The 16,155-nt window shown below is 75.2% G+C and carries 14 protein-coding genes; 7 read left to right on the top strand and 7 right to left on the bottom strand.

What is annotated here, in order from left to right; all coding sequences use genetic code 11:
• Nucleotides 1–59 precede the first annotated feature (59 nt).
• Nucleotides 60–2,042: a M13 family metallopeptidase gene (locus AWH51_RS14750; protein ID WP_063072811.1), complete on the bottom strand. Its 1,983-nt coding sequence runs from the start codon at nt 2,040–2,042 to the stop codon at nt 60–62.
• A gap of 180 nt (nt 2,043–2,222) precedes the next feature.
• Here AWH51_RS14750 and AWH51_RS14745 point away from each other — a divergent pair, with 180 nt between their 5' ends.
• Both AWH51_RS14745 and AWH51_RS14740 read left to right on the top strand, forming a co-directional pair.
• Entirely contained in the window at nt 2,223–3,506 is a 1,284-nt protein-coding gene (locus AWH51_RS14745; RefSeq protein WP_063072810.1) for a uracil-xanthine permease family protein, read from the top strand.
• Nucleotides 3,507–3,693: 187 nt separating this feature from the next.
• A complete protein-coding gene (locus AWH51_RS14740) occupies nt 3,694–5,151 on the top strand; it encodes a glycosyltransferase 87 family protein (protein WP_063072809.1) in 1,458 nt (485 codons plus the stop codon).
• Here the strand turns inward: AWH51_RS14740 and atzF are convergent.
• Genes atzF through AWH51_RS14725 form a run of 3 tightly spaced genes read right to left on the bottom strand, consistent with a single transcriptional unit; the run spans nt 5,130 to nt 9,105 of the window.
• Nucleotides 5,130–6,929 (bottom strand): allophanate hydrolase, encoded by a 1,800-nt coding sequence (atzF, locus tag AWH51_RS14735; protein ID WP_254654602.1) that lies wholly within the window; start codon nt 6,927–6,929, stop codon nt 5,130–5,132. The genes AWH51_RS14740 and atzF overlap by 22 nt on opposite strands.
• Entirely contained in the window at nt 6,926–7,720 is a 795-nt protein-coding gene (locus AWH51_RS14730) for a cysteine hydrolase family protein (protein WP_254654601.1), read from the bottom strand. The genes atzF and AWH51_RS14730 overlap by 4 nt, the downstream gene beginning before the upstream one ends.
• Complete coding sequence (locus tag AWH51_RS14725; RefSeq protein ID WP_063072808.1) at nt 7,717–9,105, bottom strand: purine-cytosine permease family protein; 1,389 nt, start codon at nt 9,103–9,105, stop codon at nt 7,717–7,719. Before AWH51_RS14725 ends, AWH51_RS14730 begins: the two co-directional genes overlap by 4 nt.
• A 148-nt stretch (nt 9,106–9,253) precedes the next feature.
• Between AWH51_RS14725 and AWH51_RS14720 the strand changes: the two genes are divergently transcribed.
• Nucleotides 9,254–9,946, top strand: coding sequence for a GntR family transcriptional regulator (locus AWH51_RS14720; protein WP_063072807.1), 693 nt, complete (start codon nt 9,254–9,256; stop codon nt 9,944–9,946).
• Here AWH51_RS14720 and AWH51_RS14715 read toward each other — a convergent pair whose 3' ends face one another.
• Entirely contained in the window at nt 9,947–10,678 is a 732-nt protein-coding gene (locus tag AWH51_RS14715) for an HAD family hydrolase (RefSeq protein ID WP_063072806.1), read from the bottom strand.
• 79 nt (nt 10,679–10,757) lie between these two features.
• A complete protein-coding gene (locus tag AWH51_RS14710) occupies nt 10,758–11,270 on the bottom strand; it encodes a MarR family winged helix-turn-helix transcriptional regulator (RefSeq protein ID WP_063072805.1) in 513 nt (170 codons plus the stop codon).
• Between the two features lie 101 nt (nt 11,271–11,371).
• Here AWH51_RS14710 and mmuM point away from each other — a divergent pair, with 101 nt between their 5' ends.
• A complete protein-coding gene (gene mmuM / locus AWH51_RS14705; RefSeq protein WP_063072804.1) occupies nt 11,372–12,265 on the top strand; it encodes a homocysteine S-methyltransferase in 894 nt (297 codons plus the stop codon).
• Nucleotides 12,266–12,368: 103 nt separating this feature from the next.
• Here mmuM and AWH51_RS14700 read toward each other — a convergent pair whose 3' ends face one another.
• Nucleotides 12,369–13,232, bottom strand: coding sequence for an SDR family oxidoreductase (locus AWH51_RS14700; protein WP_063072803.1), 864 nt, complete (start codon nt 13,230–13,232; stop codon nt 12,369–12,371).
• A 114-nt stretch (nt 13,233–13,346) separates the two neighbouring features.
• On the opposite strand from AWH51_RS14700, the gene AWH51_RS14695 reads away from it, so the two are divergent.
• The 3 genes from AWH51_RS14695 to AWH51_RS14685 all read left to right on the top strand — a co-directional run bounded on the left by AWH51_RS14695 (nt 13,347) and on the right by AWH51_RS14685 (nt 16,079).
• A complete protein-coding gene (locus tag AWH51_RS14695; protein WP_063072802.1) occupies nt 13,347–13,727 on the top strand; it encodes a winged helix-turn-helix transcriptional regulator in 381 nt (126 codons plus the stop codon).
• Between the two features lie 79 nt (nt 13,728–13,806).
• Complete coding sequence (locus tag AWH51_RS14690; RefSeq protein WP_063072801.1) at nt 13,807–15,102, top strand: MFS transporter; 1,296 nt, start codon at nt 13,807–13,809, stop codon at nt 15,100–15,102.
• A gap of 110 nt (nt 15,103–15,212) precedes the next feature.
• A complete protein-coding gene (locus AWH51_RS14685) occupies nt 15,213–16,079 on the top strand; it encodes an oxidoreductase (RefSeq protein ID WP_063072800.1) in 867 nt (288 codons plus the stop codon).
• The last annotated feature ends 76 nt before the right edge of the window (nt 16,080–16,155 follow it).

Genomic DNA, 16,155 nt, shown 5'->3' with positions numbered 1-16,155 from the left:
GGGCGCCCGGGGCGTCGCCGCCCGGCCCGTGCGTCGGATCCGTCATCGCCGGACGCGCGTCACCAGATGGTGACGCGGGCGTCCTCGTCGAGCCACAGGCCGTCGCCCGGCTGCACGTCGAACGTCGCGTAGAACGCGTCGATGTTGCGGACGATCTGGTTGCAGCGGAACTCGTTCGGCGCGTGCGGGTCGATGGCCAGCAGGCGCATCACCTCGGCGTCGCGGCCCTTCTGCTGCCAGGCCTGCGCCCAGGAGAGGAAGAAGCGCGCAGCTCCCGTGAGGCCGTCGATGACCGGCGGCTCGGCGCCCTCGAGCGAGATCAGGTACGCCTTCCACGCGATGGAGAGGCCGCCGAGGTCGCCGATGTTCTCGCCGATGGTGAGGGCGCCGTTCACGTGCGGCGCGTCGTCGCCCGTGAGCTGCGCCGGCACGAGCGCGTCGTACTGCTGGATGAGCGACGCCGTGCGCTCCTCGAACGCCGCGCGGTCGGCCGGGGTCCACCAGTCGGTGAGGCGGCCGTCGCCGTCGTAGCGCGAGCCCTGGTCGTCGAAGCCGTGGCCGATCTCGTGGCCGATGACCGCGCCGATCGCGCCGTAGTTCGCGGCCGGGTCGCGTTCCTCGTCGAAGAACGGGAACTGGAGGATCGCGGCCGGGAACACGATCTCGTTGAAGCCCGGGTTGTAGTACGCGTTGATGGTCTGCGGCGTCATGAACCACTCGTCGCGGTCGAGCGGGGCGCCGATCTTCGCGAGCTCGCGGCGCGTCTCGAAGCGGGCGGTCGCGCGCACGTTGCCCACGAGGTCGGTCGGGTCGATCTCGAGCGAGGAGTAGTCGCGCCAGCGGTCGGGGAAGCCGATCTTCGGGGTGAACTTCTCGAGCTTCTCCAGCGCCCGGCCGCGCGTCTCCGCGGTCATCCACTCGAGGCCGGCGATGGACTGCCGATACGCCTCGACCAGGTGGCCGACGAGCACGTCCATCTCCGCCTTCGCGGTGCGGGAGAAGTGGCGGTCGACGTAGATGCGGCCGATGGCCTCCCCCATCGCGCCCTCGACGAGCGAGACGCCGCGCTTCCAGCGCACGCGCTGCTCGGGCGCGCCCGTGAGCGTGCGGCCGTAGAAGTCGAAGGACGCCTCGGAGAACGCCTTCGGGAGCAGCGCCGCGTTCGAGCGGATGACCTGCCAGGCGAGCCAGTCGCGGAGCGCGGGAACCTCGGCATCGGTCAGCAGCGCGCCGAGGCCCTCGGCGAACGACGGCTCGCGGAGCACGAGCTCGTCGAGCGCGGCGGCAGGCGCCTCGAAGGCGTCGCGCCAGACGTCGAGGTCGGCGCCAGCGGCCTTCGCGACGAGGTCGCGGAGCTCGGCCCAGGTGACGAGGTTGTACGTGGCCTGGCTGTCGCGGGTGCGCACGTTGTCCCAGTGGGCGGCGGCGATGCGGGTCTCGAGGTCGAGGATCCGGTCGGCGCGGCCCGCGGGGTCGTCGAGCTGCGCGAGGCCGAGCATCCGCTCGACGAAGGCGCGGTACGCGTCGCGGACGGCCGCGTGACCCTCCTCGCGGTAGTAGCTCTCGTCGGGCAGGCCGATGCCGCCCTGCTCGACCTGCACGACGTAGCGCTCGGGATCGCCCGGGTCGTTGTCGACGAAGAGGCCGAGGAGGCCGCTCACGTTGGTCTGCTCGAGGCGGCCGAGGGTCGCGAGGAAGGACGGGACGTCGGTGACGGCGGCGGCCTGATCGAGCTGGTCGCGGATCGGCTCGACGCCGAGCGCCTCGACCCGCTCCTCGTCCATGAAGCTCGTGAAGAGGTCGCCGAACCGGCGCTCCTCGGTGCCGGGCTCGGCGTCGACGGCCTCCTCGATGATCACGCGCACGGCCTCCTCGGCCGCCTCGGCGAGCTGGTGGAAGGAGCCCCAGCGGGCCTTGTCGTCGGGGATCTCGGTGCGCTCGAGCCAGCGCCCGTTCACGTGGAGGTAGAGGTCGTCCTGCGGCCGGACCCCCGCGTCCAGCTCGTCGGTGCGGATCCCGGTCGGAGGTGTCTCGGCGCTCATGGGCACGAGCCTAGGGGCGTCTCCCGCGCGCGTCCCGGGAGCGGTGGAGCGGGACCGGCGGTCGAGCCGGTCCGCCGGAGCCCGGGCCGGAGCCGCCCCGCGAAACGCCGCCGCAACACGGCGTCGGTACGCTCGCCGATCGGGGCGTCTCCCCACACACCCGCGCGAGAGCAGGCGAGCATGGCCCGACAGATCTGGACCCTCCACGGCGACGGCAAGGCGGTCGACGCGTCCGCGGTCGTCGGCCCCGGCGAGCGCCTCACCTGGCCCCGCACGATCGGGCTCGGGATGCAGCACGTCGTCGCGATGTTCGGCGCGACCTTCCTCGTGCCCGCGCTCACGGGCTTCCCGCCCACGACGACGCTGTTCTTCTCCGGGCTCGGCACGATCCTCTTCTTGGTTCTCACGAAGAACCGGCTGCCCAGCTACCTCGGCTCGTCGTTCGCGTTCATCGCGCCGATCGGCGCGGCCAACGCGGCGACGGCGGCGGGCGGCGGCGGGATCGGGGCGGCTCTCGCGGGCATCGTCGCGGTCGGCGTGATGCTCGCGGTCATCGGCGGCATCGTGCAGCTCACCGGCACCGGCTGGATCGACGCGCTGCTGCCGCCCGTCGTCGCCGGCGCGATCGTCGCGCTCATCGGCTTCAACCTCGCCTCGGCCGCGCGCGACAACTTCGTCAAGGCACCCGTGACGGCGACCATCACGCTCGCCGTCGTGATCCTCTCCACCGTGCTGTTCCGCGGGATCCTCGGCCGGCTCTCCATCGTGCTCGGCGTGGTCGTCGGCTACGCCGTGGCGGCGATCCGCCAGGAGATCGACTATTCGAAGCTCGAGGCGGCGGCGTGGATCGGGCTGCCCGAGTTCCACGCGCCCCAGTTCACGCCCCAGTTCTGGGCGCTGCTGCCCGCGTTCCTGCCCGTGGTGCTCGTGCTCGTGGCGGAGAACGTGGGCCACATCCGCGGCGTCGCGCAGATGACCGACGGATCGGTCAACAGGCTCACCGGTCGCGCGCTGATCGCCGACGGCCTGGCGACCGTGCTCGCGGGCCTCGGCGGCGGATCCGGCACCACGACCTACGGCGAGAACATCGGCGTGATGGCCGCCACGCGCGTCTACTCGACCGCCGCCTACTGGGTGGCCGGCACGTTCGCCGTGCTGCTCGGCCTGTCGCCCAAGGTCGGCGCGGTGATCGACACGATCCCGGCGGGCGTGCTCGGCGGCGTGACGACCGCGCTGTACGGCCTCATCGGGATCATCGGCGTGAAGATCTGGATGGACAACAGGGTGGACTTCTCGAAGCCCGTCAACCAGCTCACGGCGGCGACCGCGCTCATCGTCGCGATCGCGCCCTTCACCTTCACGCTCGGCGACGTCTCCTTCAACGGCATCGCGCTCGGGACGGTCGCGGCGATCGTGATCTACCACGTGATGAGCACCGTCGCGCGGCTGCGCGGCACCGCCTGACCGCGCGGGCGACTCGTCCGCTCACGGCAGGGCGACGACCGCGTGGCCTACCATCGCGAGAGCGCCGCCCGCACCACGGGCGTCCGCGAGCCGGGCTCCGGCCCCCGCGGGCCGCGTCCCCGTCCGTCCCGACCGCAGGAGAACCACCCGACATGCACCCGCCTGCGCGCCGAGAGGGCGCCGCCCGGTGACCGCGGACGAGTCGCTCGCGGCGCACGCCGTCCGGCCGCCGGCCGCCGGCATCATGGCGCGCCCGTGGCTGGCCTTCGCGCTCTGCCACCTCTGGCTCATCACGCTCAACCTCATCGGCCCCACCTCCGCGCTCGGCGACGTGACGGGCATCTACCGCATCTGGATGCAGGAGGGGATGGCCGGTGGCGGCCGGGTGGGCCTCGACCTGCCGTGGGTGTACCCGATCCTCGCGGCGGCGCCCATGCTCGTCTCGCTCCTCGGCGGCACCGCGTTCTTCGGCACGGTGTGGCTCGCGCTGATCACCCTGCTCGACGCCGCCGCCTTCGCCCTGCTCCTCCGCATCCGCCGCGGCCGCGGCCTCGCCCCCGCCGCGTGGTGGCTCGGCTTCCTCGTGGCGCTCGGGCCGATCTCGCTCGGCCGGATCGACGCGGTCACCGTGCCCCTCGCCCTCGCCGGCCTGCTCGTGCTCGCGACCCGGCCCGCCCTCGCCTCCGCGCTCCTCACCATCGGCGCCTGGGTGAAGGTGTGGCCGGCGGCGCTGCTGCTCACCGCCGTGATCGCCCGCCGCGGACTGGCGCGGGGCACGGTCGTCGCGGTCTCGCTCGGCACGACGGCCGTGGTCGTCGCCGGATCCCTCGCCCTCGGCAGCGGCGCGAACGTGCTGGGCTTCGTGGGCCAGCAGACCGGGCGCGGGCTGCAGGTCGAGTCGACCGCGGCGCTGTACCACCTGTGGCGCATCGTCGCGGGCGACGACCGGTACCGCGTGTACGACGACCTGGGCATCATCACGTTCCAGGTCGCGGGGCCCGGGGTGGACGCCGTCGCGGCCGCGCTCACGCCGATCATGCTCGGCGTCGTGCTCATCGTGACGCTGCTCGGGATCCGCGCGCACCACCGCGGCGCCTCCCCCGCCGCGCTCATCGGGCCGCTGTCGCTCGCGCTCGTCGCCGTCCTCATCGTGACGAACAAGGTCGGCTCGCCGCAGTACGTCTCGTGGTTCGCCGTGCCGATCATCGTGATGCTCGTGCACGACCGCCACGCCCCCGGCACGGCCCTCGCGGCGCGCCTCGGGCTCGTCGTGGCCGCGCTCACGCAGCTGGTCTACCCCTACGCGTACGTGCTGCTGCTCGAGGCGGTCCCGGTGATGGTGGGGGTGATCACGCTCCGCGACCTCGGCGAGATCGTGCTCCTCGGCGTCGCCGTGGTGCAGCTCGTGCGGCTGCGCGGCACGGCGACGGACGGGCCGGCGCGGGTGCGCGCGGGACGGGCGGCACGCGGACACGGATCCCACGGGGCGAGCGCGGGCGTGTCGCGGGCGCCGGGCGTGCCGCCCGTCCCCGGGGTCCCGGGGGTCCCGGGGGCGACGCCGACCGCGTCCCCCGCGGCCGCCACCGCGCACGAGCTCAGCCCGTGGCGGACGGCCCCCGCGGATCAGGAGCCCGGGACCGCCTGACCGCGGGACGCCAGGTACCGCAGCCACCCGCCGTGCGCGCTGATGTCCGGCGCGCCCGCGGTGTCGGTGCAGAGGAACCCGATCGCCTGCGTGCCGTCGTCGAGCTCCACCGGGCCGAGGGCCATGGGGCGGACCATGCCGGAGAGGAACGCGGCGAGGCCGGCGCGCGTGAGGGTCCACGCCTCGCCCGCGAGCGGCGTGCCGTCGCCGTCGGGCGCCGGGGTCACGCCGGGGCGCGCGGGCTCACCCTGGAGGTGGGCCATGCGGTACGCCGCGCTCGTGCGCACGTCGCGGGAGAAGCGCGCGCCGAGCTCGCTGAGCTGGCGGTGCAGCGGCTGGCCGCCGAGGTGCGCGCCGAACACGACCACGTCGACCGCGTCGGTGGGCAGGAGCGCGGGCCGGGCCGAGTCGCCCGTGATCCGGCCGGCGAGGTCGAGCACGACCTGGTCGGCGAAGGCGGGCGCGACGAGGCTCACGCCGAACGGGGATCCGTCCGCCTCGCCCGCGGGCACCGCGACGGCGCACAGGTCGAACAGGTTCACGAAGTTCGTGTACGTGCCGAGGCGCGCGTTCACGGCGACCGGCTCGGCGGCGACCTCCGCGAGGGTCGGGTGCTCGGTGGTGGTCGGCAGGAGCAGCGCGTCGATCCCGCGGCGCGCGTCGCCGGGGGCGTCGAACACCGTGCACGCGGCGACGCGCAGGCGCTCGAGGAGCGCGCGGTCCTCCACGAGCCGGTGCGCGGGGATCCCGAGCGCGCCGCGCACGATGCCGGCGACGGTCGGATCCAGGTCCGGCGCGTCCGCGAGCACCGACGGCCCCGCCGCCTCGCAGCGCTCGGCCACGAGCGCGCCCTCGTAGAGGAGGAGCGCGGCGCGGAGGAACGGCCCGAGCTCGACCGTCTCGACGACGGCGCCGGAGTCGCGCATCCGCGCGACCGCCTGCTGGAACGCCGCGCGGGCGCCGGGCGAGAGCGGCGCGAGGTCGTGCTCCGCGGGCACGCCGACGACGGGGACGCCGCGCGGCGCGAGCCGGGTGGTGGACGGCCAGTCGCGGCTCGCGGGATCCGCGGCGTCGGGCCCGACCATCTCGGCGAGCGCGCGCTGCGCGGTCGCGAGGTCGGCCGCGAGCACGCTCACGGTGTCGTAGGAGCGGCAGGCGGGGACGACGCCCGTGGTCGGCACCAGGCCGAGCGTCGGCTTGATCCCGACCAGGCCGTGCAAGGCCGCGGGCACCCGTCCGGATCCGGCCGTGTCGGTGCCGAGCGCCACGTCGACGAGGCCGAGCGCGACGGCGACCGCGGAGCCCGAGCTGGATCCGCCCGAGATGCGGTCGGGCCGCGTCGCGTGCCGCACGGCGCCGTAGGGGCTGCGCGTGCCGACGAGGCCGGTGGCGAACTGGTCGAGGTTGGTCTTGCCGAGGACGAGCGCGCCGGCCTCCCGGAGCCGGGCGACGGCGGGCGCGTCGACCTCGGGCGCGGTGGCGGCGGACGGGCACGCGGCGGTCGTCGGCATGCCGGCCACGTCGATGTTGTCCTTCACGGCGACGAGCCAGCCCGCGAGCGGCAGCGATCCCGCCGGCGCCCGGGCGATGCGGTCGTCGAGCTCGGCGGCGCGGGCGAGGGCGTCCGCGCGGTCGAGCAGCGTGATCCACACCTCGGGCCGGTCGACCTCGGCGATGCGCGCGTAGGCGGCGCGCACGCGGTCGACGACGGAGGCGGATCCGACGAGCGGCAGCGCGGGGACGCCGGGGACGCCGGGGACGCCGATGCCCCCGCTCACTCGCGGGCCTCCGATCCGACGCGGCCCGCCCCGGCGAGCGCCGCCAGCACGTCGTCGGACGACGCGACGGCACCGAACACGCCGCCCTGCATCGTGACCATCCGCAGCGCCGCGTCGTGGTTCGCCGGGTCCGTGGCCCCCGTGCAGTCGGAGAGCACCAGGCACTCGTAGCCGCGGTCGTTGGCTTCGCGCATCGTGGTCGAGACGCACACGTCGGTGGTGATGCCCGTGAGGATCAGCCGGTCGATGCCGCGCGCCCGCAGCACCAGGTCGAGGTCGGTGGCGTAGAACGCGCCCTTGCCGGGCTTGTCGATCACGGGCTCGCCGGGGAGCGGGGCCACCTCGGGGACGATCTCCCAGCCGGGTTCGCCGCGCACGAGGATCCGCCCGCACGGGCCGACGCTGCCGATCTCGGCGCCCGCGCGCTCGGACCGCCAGCGCTTGTTCGCCGGCAGGTCGGAGAGGTCGGGGCGGTGGCCCTCGCGGGTGTGGATCACGGTCATGCCGAGCGCCCGCACCCGCTCCAGCAGCCGGGCGGTGGGCGCGAGGCCGGCGCGGGTGAGCGCGAGGTCGTAGCCCATGCGGTCGACGTAGCCGCCGACGCCGCAGAAGTCGACCTGCCAGTCGATGCAGACCACGGCGGTGCGCGCCACGTCGACGGCGCCGTCGTAGGGCCAGGCGTACGGGTCCGCGGCGACCGGCGTGGTGCCGGCGACCGGCCCGGTGCCGATGACCGCCGTGGTGCCGGCGACCGGCCCGGTGAGGGACGCGATGCTGGGCGCGATGCTCACGAGCGCACCTCCCCCGCCTCGACGGCCGCGCCGAGCGGGGCGCGCACGCGTCCCAGCGCGTCGGCGGCGACGAGCGCGATCGCGGCGACGACCAGGCCCACGACCGCCGTGGAGAGGAAGTCGGCGTAGGCGTGGGCCGCGAGCGCGGCACCGGCCCCCACGATCCAGGCGACGAACGCGGGCGCGCGCCACGGGCCGCGAACGGAGGCGGACGCGGTGCCGGCAGCGGAGGCCGCCGCCCGACGCGGTGCGAGCAGCAGCTGGTCGACGATGAGCACCGCTCCGATGGGCGGCACGATCACCCCGAGCAGGTTCAGCCACACCTCGAAGTAGGTCCAGATGCCCGCGACCGCGAGCACCACGCCGACCGCGCCGAGCACGAGGGTCGTGCGGCGCATCCTCATGCCGGTGAGCTGGCTCCAGCCGACCGCGCCGTTGTAGAGGCAGTGGGCGCAGACGGATCCGAGGTTCACGACCACGAACAGCACGGCGAGCGGCACGAGCGCGCCGCCCTGCGCCACGAGGATCCCGAGGAAGTCGCCGCCCGCGGTGCCCGGATCCGTCGCGCCGCCGAGGGCGACGATGAGGCCGCCGACCACGAGCGCGATCGCGTTGCCGAACGGGAACGCCGCGAGCGACGCGAGCACGGCCTGCCGGCCCGAGCGCGCCCAGCGCGTGAAGTCGGCGGTCATGGTGCCCGAGTCGGCGAACAGCGCGACGACGAGGGTGACGGCGGCGCCGAAGCTCAGCGCGCCCGCCCCGCCGGCCGGCGCCGACTGCAGCTCCGCGCCCGGCCGGGTCGCGACGATCGCGATGGCGACCGCCCCGAGCACGAGGTAGAGGGGAGCGGCGATGACGCCGATCCAGGAGAGCGCGCGGATGCCGAGCAGAGTCACGGCGACGAACAGGATGCCGGCGACGAGCGTCGTCGTCGTCTGGTCCCAGCCGAGGGAGCCGTGCAGCGTGGATCCGGTGAGCCCGGTCTGGAACGCGAACCAGCCGATGACCACCGTGGCGAGGAACGCCGCCGGGACGACGTAGCCCTTGGCGCCGAACGTGCGCATCGCCATGAGCGCGAAGCTCTCGCCGCTGCGGCCGGCGAGGTAGCTCAGCGCGCCGACGTAGACCATGAGCACGAGCGTGCCGACCGCGATGGCGCCCATGCCCGCCCAGAACCCGAGCGAGTGCACGACGAGGCCGCCGAACACCGCGCAGGTGAGGATCATCGGGAAGCCCAGCCACACGGCCGCGACCGATGCGGTGCGGCGGCGCGCGTGCGGGGGCACGGGCTCCGACTCGTACTCCGAGAAGACGGGGCGGTCGGCGGGATCCGGGACGGCGTCGTCGGCGTGGCGCGCGGCCGGCGGGGCGGCGGGGAGCGACATGGGTTCTCCAGGGATCGGGGGGCGCCGGCGGGGGACCCGGCTGCGTCCTATAGGAACAGCCCGGCCGCACACGCGCGTTTCGCCTGTGTTTCCGGGATGTGAAACACGTCTGGGTGGTGCCGTGGCGGCGGATCCTATAATCGAGCGCATGCCCGCTCCCGCCCCGGTCCCCTCCCGCGTCGGCGCCGCGGAGCGCGTGCGGGTGCTGCTCGAGGAGGAGATCCTCGGTGGTGCGCTCGCCCCCGGCTCCCGCGTCAAGGCCGACGACATCGCCCGCCGCACGGGCACGAGCCACATCCCGGTGCGCGAGGCGCTGCGCGCGCTCGAGGCCGACGGGTGGGTCGTGCACCGTCCGCATGAGGGCGTGTCGGTGCGGCCGCGCGTGCTGTCGGAGCTGGTGGACCTGTTCGAGGCGCGGGCGCTCGTGGAGCCGCAGGCCGTGGAGCTCGCCGCCCAGCGCCGCACGGCCGACGACCTCGGCGAGCTCGCGCGCGTCCTCCGCCTGCAGGAGCAGACCTCGGATCCGGCCGATCTCGCCCGCCTCAACCACGACTTCCACGTGGCCGTCGCGCGCGCCTCGCAGAACAGCACGCTCGCCGCCGTCGTGGAGTCGATGTCGAAGCGCGTGCGCTTCCACTACCTGCCCACGGCCGCCGCCCGCCGGCCCGACTCGCTCGCCGACCACCGCGAGCTCGTCGCCCTCCTCGAGCGGCGCGAGGGCGCCCGGGCGGCGGATCTCGCGCGTCGCCACATCGACGCCACGCGCGTCGACGCGTGCGCGGCGCTCGAGGCGCTCACGCGCGCGGAGGCGGACGCCGCCGACGACCGGGCGGCCGGCTAGCTAGCTAGCAGCGCCGTCCACGGATCCGTCGGGCCCGAGCCCGAGCAGCCGCTCCAGCGCCGGGTCCTCGAGGGAGTCGAGCACGAGATCCGCGCCCGCGTCGCGCAGCTCCTCGGCCGAGTAGTGCCCGCTCGCCACGCCCACCGCGGTCGCGCCCGCGTCGTGCGCGGAGGTGATGTCGTTCGGGGTGTCGCCCACGACGAGCACCTCATCGCGCCGCGGCTCGGCGCCGCGGAGCGTGCCGGCGGTCGCGATCGCGCGGCGCACGACGTCGACGCGGTCGGGCGAGTCGGATCCGTACGCGCCGAACACGAAGAACCGGCCGAGCCGGGCGGGCTCCATCTTCGTGCGGGCCGCGCCCTCCATCGCGCCCGAGACGACGCCGAGCACGACGCCCGCGTCGGCGAGCCGGTCGAGCAGCGCCTCCGCGCCGTCGAGCACGCGGTAGCCCTCGGACACGCGGATGTCGTCGGCGAGGTGCCGCAGGTAGGAGGCGTAGAGGCGCGCGAGCTCGGCGGGCTCCGGATCCCGGCCCATCACTCCGCGGAACGTCGCGGCGCCGACCTGCGGATCCGTCTCCCCCGCCGACGAGTGCTCGCCGATGTCGGCCTCCACGTCGTGCAGGTCGCGGAACGCCATCGCCCAGCTGCGGGCGCCGGAGCCGCCCGTGTGGATGAGGGTCTCGTCGATGTCGAAGAGCACGGCGGGCGGGATGGAGGAGGTGTCGGCCATCCGTCCATCGTGCTCCGGCCGGCGCGACGCGCCCAAGGGCGGGACCGGGGCCGCGCCGGGACCGGGGCCGCGCCGGGGATCAGGACGACCGGCGCGCCCGCACCCGCTCGGTCGTGCGCGCGATCACCCGGAGGCTGTCGATGAGGGTCGCGATCTGGGCCCGGCTGAGGTCGGCGAGCACCTCGTCCTCGTCGGCGACGAGCCGGCGCATCGCCCGGTCGACGCGCTCGATGCCGAACGGCGTGAGCACGACGAGCCGGCTGCGGCCGCCCGACGGATCCTCCTCGCGCGTGATGAAGGAGCGCGCGGTCAGCCGGTTGACCCGGTGCACGAGGCTGCCCGTGTCGGTGCCGAGCCGCTCGGCGAGCGCGGCGCGCGTGAGGCCCGCGTCGCCCTGCTGGCGGAGGATGGAGAGGAACTCGAACTCGCTCGTCGTGAGGCCCTCGGCGGCGAACGCGCCCTCGCGGATCCGCTGCATCTGCGGCAGCAGCCGCCGGAGCCGCGACACCACGTCGAGCGGCGCGAAGTCGACGTCGGGCAGGGCGGCACCCCACGCGTCGATCACCAGGTCGACGTCGTCGTCATCCTTCATCGGGACTCCCACCGTCGCGTCCACGGTACCCGGCGGCGGCGTGTGCGACGGCGCGTGACCCCCGGCTCGGATCCGGCCGGCCGCTCCGGCAGGATGTGCGCATGCAGCTCCCCCACCGCCCGCTCCTCCTCGACGGCGGCCTCGGCACGCTGCTGGAGGCGCGCGGGCACGACCTGTCGGATCCGCTGTGGAGCGCGCGCGTGCTCGCCGACGAGCCGGAGGCGATCCGCGCGGCGCACGCCGAGTACTTCCGCGCGGGCGCCGACGTCGCGATCACGGCGTCGTACCAGGTGGGCTTCGCCGCGTTCGCGGCGCGCGGGCTGTCGCACGCCGACACCGAGGAGCTGCTGCGCGCGAGCGTGCGGCTCGCGGCGGAGGCACGCGACGAGGTGGCGCGGGAGGATCCGCAGGGCGCGGCCCGGGATCGCTGGATCGCCGCATCCATCGGCCCGCTCGGTGCGACGCTCGGCGACGGCTCGGAGTACGGCGGATCCACCGGCCTCGACCGCGCGGGGCTCCGCCGCTGGCACGCGCCGCGGTTCGCCGTGCTCGCCGACGCCGGCGCCGACCTCCTCGCCTGCGAGACCATCCCGAGCCTCGACGAGGGCCGCGCCCTCGTGGACCTCGCGCGCGGCTCGGGCGCGTCCGCGTGGCTCGCGTTCACGGTCGAGGGCGGGCGGCTGCGGTCGGGCGAGCCCATGGCCGAAGGGTTCCGGCTCGCGGAGGAGGCCGACGAGGTCGTGGCCGTGGGGATCAACTGCGCGCACCCGGAGGAGGTGCCCGCCGCGATCGCCGACGCGCGCAGCGTGACCGACCGGCCCGTGGTCGTCTACCCGAACTCCGGCGAGCGCTGGGACGCGGTCGCGCGCGGCTGGGGCGGCGACCCGGGCGTGCCGGATGCGCGCGCCTGGATCGCCGCGGGCGCGACCCTCGTCGGCGGCTGCTGCCGGGTGGGGCCCGACGCGATCCGCTCGATGCGGGACGCGCTCGGCTGAGGGCCCCGCGCCCGCGCGCGACGACGGCCCGCCCCCGTGAGGGGACGGGCCGTCGTCGCGTGCGGAGCCGTGCGGATCCGCCTCGGGCGCGGATCCGGGCGGGTCAGGCGCCCGCGACCGCCTGGCGGAGGCCGTCGGCGAGCGAGGTGGTGGGGCGGCCGAGGAGGCGCGCCAGGTCGCCCGTCTCGTCATCGAGCTGGCCGGCGGCCGTGGCGGCGTCGAGGCCCACGAGGAAGCCGATCGTGCCCTCGTCGAGGCCGGCCTCGCCGAGGATCCGCGCGTGCTCCTCGGAGGAGACGCGGGAGACGGGGACGGGCTTCCCGACGATGCCGGAGATCGCCTGGGCGAGGTCGTCCTGCGTCCAGCGCTCGTCGCCCGCGAGCTCGAGCGTCTGCCCGGCGAGCGAGTCGTCCAGGGCCGCGACCGCGGTGGCCTCGGCGAAGTCGGCGATGGTGGCGCTCGCGACGCGGCCGTCGCCCGCGCTCGTGAGGAGGCCGCCCGACTGCCGCACGGAGTCGACCGTGCCCGTGTAGTTCTCGGTGTACCAGCCGTTGCGGAGGAGCGTGACGGGCACGCCCGAGGCGGCGAGCACCTCCTCGGTGGCCTTGTGCTCGCCCGCGATGAAGAGCTCGGTGGTGCTCGCGCGGAGGACGCTCGTGTAGAGGATCCGGCCGACGCCCGCCTCCTTCGCGGCCTCGATGACGGTGGTGTGCTGCGGCACGCGCTGGCCGACCTCGCTGCCGGAGACGAGCACGAGGGTGTCGCCGGGTCGGATGGCGGCGGCGACGCTGTCGGCGTCGGAGTAATCGAGGCGCGCGGTGCGGACGCCCTGGGCGGCGAGGTCGGCGAGGGCCTCGGGGCGGCGCGCGGTGGCGAGGATGTCGGAGGCGGCGTAGCCGCGGGCGAGCAGGGACGCGACGATGCGCGATCCGAGGCGGCCGGTGGCGGCGGTGACGACGATGGTCATGGGGTGCCTTTCGAGTCAGGGGACGAGCGGTACGCCGGGGTCAACGACTCCGTCGCCGAGTACCTTCCCACAGGGAGGTACCCACCTTCTGGTAAGTTGTGCGATGTGACGCAGATGAGCTTCCGGGTGAGCCGCGACCGACCCGGCGTGACCGAGGGCCGCTATCCCGCGAACTGCCCGTCGCGCACCCTGCTCGACCACATCACGAGCAAGTGGGGCGTGCTCGTCCTCCTCGCGCTCGGGGAGCGGTCGCGCCGCTGGGGCGAGCTGCGCCGCGAGATCGAGGGCATCAGCGAGAAGATGCTGGCCTCCACGCTCCGCACGCTCGCCGACGACGGCCTCGTGCTCCGCGAGGCCCAGCCCACCATCCCGCCGCGGGTCGACTACCGGCTCACCGAGCTCGGGCACGAGGTGAGCGCCCGGCTGGTGCCGCTCATGGACCTGGTCATGGACGTCACCGAGGACACGTCGCCGCTGGCGTCCCGCCGACCCTAGGCTGGATCCGGCAGCCCGCGAACCGGCGCCGACCCGCCCGCGCGCGCCACGGCGCCACCCGGCCAGGAAGAGACCGACGATGCCCTCCCCGTCCGCGCCGACGCAGTCGCGCACGCCCGCCCCGACCCGCGACGTCCGCCGCGCGCGGGTCGCGGTCGCCGTGCTCTTCTTCACCAACGGCGCGATCTTCGCGAACCTGCTGCCGCGCTACCCGTCGATCAAGGCGGAGCTCGGGCTGACCAACGTCGAGTTCGGTGCCGCGGTCGCCGCCTCGCCGCTCGGCGCGCTCATCGCCGGGCTCGCCGCAGGCGTCCTCATCCGCCGCTACCGGTCGGCGCGCGTGGCGGTCGCCGCGACCGTGGTGGCCTCGGTCGGGATCCTGCTGGCCGGCCTCGCGCCCGGCTGGCTCGTGCTCGCGATGGCGCTGTTCCTCGCGGGCGCCATGGACGCGATCACCGACGTCGCGCAGAACTCGCACGCGCTGCGCGTGCAGCGCCTCTACGGCCGGTCGATCAACAACTCCTTCCACGCCGTCTGGTCCGTCGGGGCGGTGGCGGGCGGGATCATGGGCGCCGCGGCCGCGCAGATCGGGCTGCCGCTGATCGTGCACCTCTCGATCTCCGCGGTCGTCTTCAGCGCGCTGGCCGTGCTCGCGCTCGCGTGGCTGCTGAAGGGACCGGAGCCGGAGCCCGGCGAGGGCGGCGCCGCGCATGCGCACGCCCCCGATCCCGAGGGCGACGTCGCGCGCGCCGCCTCCCCGCGCGCGCTCGGCCTCGTCGCGAAGTACGGCGTGCTGCTCGCGCTCGTGGTCATCGCGTCCGGCGGCGCCATCGTCGAGGACTCCGGCAGCACCTGGTCGGCCATCTACCTCTCCCGCGACCTCGGCGCCAGCGCGTTCGTCGCCGGCCTCGGCTTCATCTCCCTCCAGGGCATGCAATTCGTGGGCCGGATGCTCGGCGACCGCATGGTCGACCGCTTCGGGCAGCGCGCCGTCGCCCGCCTCGGCGGCGTGCTCGTGCTCGCGGGCATGGGCGGGGCGCTCGCGTTCCCGGGCGTCGTCGGCACGATCGTCGGCTTCGGCGTGGCCGGCTTCGGCGTCGCGACCCTGATCCCCGCGGCCATGCAGGCCGCCGACGAGCTGCCCGGCTTCCGGCCGGGCACGGGCCTCACGATCGTCGGCTGGCTGCTGCGGCTCGGCTTCCTCATCTCGCCGCCCGTCGTCGGCGCCATCGCGGACGCGTCGTCGCTGCGCTTCGGGCTCCTCTTCGTGCCGGCGTCCGGGCTCCTCGTGCTCGTCTTCTCCCGCGTGCTCGCGACGCGTCGCGCGCACCCGCCGGCGCAGGCGGCGCCGGGCGCGTCGGTTCCCTCCTCCTAGGGGCGGCGCGGGCGGATCCGCTCACGGGCTCCTGCGAGTGCGGTCGCGCCGCGCGCCGGCCGCGGGAGAGTGGGCGCACGCCGCCCGCCGCGCCACCCGAGAGGATCGCCATGTCCACCGACCTGCCCGGAGGGCTCTTCCCGCTCGCCCACGACCTCACCGTCACGCGCTTCGGCTACGGCGTCATGCAGCTCGCGGGGCCGCGCGTGTTCGGCCCGCCCGCGGATCCCGACGCCGCCCGGGCCGTGCTGCGCGAGGCCGTCGCGCTCGGGATCACGCACATCGACACGGCCGACTTCTACGGACCCGGCCACACGAACGCGCTCATCGAGGAGACGCTCTTCCCGTATCCGGAGCGCCTCCACATCGTGACCAAGGTCGGATCCCTGCGCGACGCCAAGGGCCGCTGGCCGCAGGCGCTCTCCGCGGCCGAGCTCCGCCAGGCCGTCTACGACAACCTCACGCACCTGACGCTCGACGTGCTCGACGTCGTGAACCTCCGCGTCGGCGCCTTCGACAGCCCGACCGACGGGTCCATCGAGGAGCCGTTCACCGCCCTGGCCGAGCTGCAGCGGGAGGGGCTGATCCGGCACCTCGGCGTGAGCAACGTGACGGCCGCGCAGGTGGCCGAGGCCCGCGGGATCGCGCCGATCGTGAGCGTGCAGAACCACTACAACCTCGCGCGCCGCGACGACGACGCGCTCATCGACGAGCTGGCCGCCGACGGCATCGCGTACGTGCCGTACTTCCCGCTCGGCGGGTTCTCGCCGCTGCAGTCGGAGGTGCTGGCGCGCGTCGCCGCCTCGCTCGACTCGGCGCCACTGCCGGTCGCGCTCGCCTGGCTCCTGCAGCGGTCGCCGAACGTGCTCGTCATCGCGGGCACGTCGTCGGTGGAGCACCTGCGGGAGAACGTGGCGGGAGCGCGGATCCGACTGCCCGAGGACGCGCTCGCGGAGCTGGAGGGGATCGGCGGCTGACGGCCGGCGGTGGTCGGCGCCCGCGCCACGCGGGCGGCTGACGGCCGGACGCGGCCCTCGACACGCCCCGAGTCAG

It is taken from the genome of Clavibacter tessellarius, assembly GCF_001618005.1.
Lineage (GTDB): Bacteria > Actinomycetota > Actinomycetes > Actinomycetales > Microbacteriaceae > Clavibacter > Clavibacter tessellarius_A.
This window is presented reverse-complemented; position numbering and strand designations above follow the sequence as displayed.

What these genes read in the sequence shown, in the direction of transcription:
- AWH51_RS14750 (WP_063072811.1), bottom strand. Translation starts at nt 2,042, where the DNA reads ATGAGCGCCGAGACACCTCCGACCGGGATCCGCACCGACGAGCTGGAC.
- AWH51_RS14745 (WP_063072810.1), top strand. Translation starts at nt 2,223, where the DNA reads ATGGCCCGACAGATCTGGACCCTCCACGGCGACGGCAAGGCGGTCGAC.
- AWH51_RS14725 (WP_063072808.1), bottom strand. Translation starts at nt 9,105, where the DNA reads ATGTCGCTCCCCGCCGCCCCGCCGGCCGCGCGCCACGCCGACGACGCC.
- AWH51_RS14720 (WP_063072807.1), top strand. Translation starts at nt 9,254, where the DNA reads ATGCCCGCTCCCGCCCCGGTCCCCTCCCGCGTCGGCGCCGCGGAGCGC.
- AWH51_RS14715 (WP_063072806.1), bottom strand. Translation starts at nt 10,678, where the DNA reads ATGGCCGACACCTCCTCCATCCCGCCCGCCGTGCTCTTCGACATCGAC.
- AWH51_RS14710 (WP_063072805.1), bottom strand. Translation starts at nt 11,270, where the DNA reads ATGAAGGATGACGACGACGTCGACCTGGTGATCGACGCGTGGGGTGCC.
- mmuM (WP_063072804.1), top strand. Translation starts at nt 11,372, where the DNA reads ATGCAGCTCCCCCACCGCCCGCTCCTCCTCGACGGCGGCCTCGGCACG.
- AWH51_RS14700 (WP_063072803.1), bottom strand. Translation starts at nt 13,232, where the DNA reads ATGACCATCGTCGTCACCGCCGCCACCGGCCGCCTCGGATCGCGCATC.
- AWH51_RS14695 (WP_063072802.1), top strand. Translation starts at nt 13,347, where the DNA reads ATGAGCTTCCGGGTGAGCCGCGACCGACCCGGCGTGACCGAGGGCCGC.
- AWH51_RS14690 (WP_063072801.1), top strand. Translation starts at nt 13,807, where the DNA reads ATGCCCTCCCCGTCCGCGCCGACGCAGTCGCGCACGCCCGCCCCGACC.
- AWH51_RS14685 (WP_063072800.1), top strand. Translation starts at nt 15,213, where the DNA reads ATGTCCACCGACCTGCCCGGAGGGCTCTTCCCGCTCGCCCACGACCTC.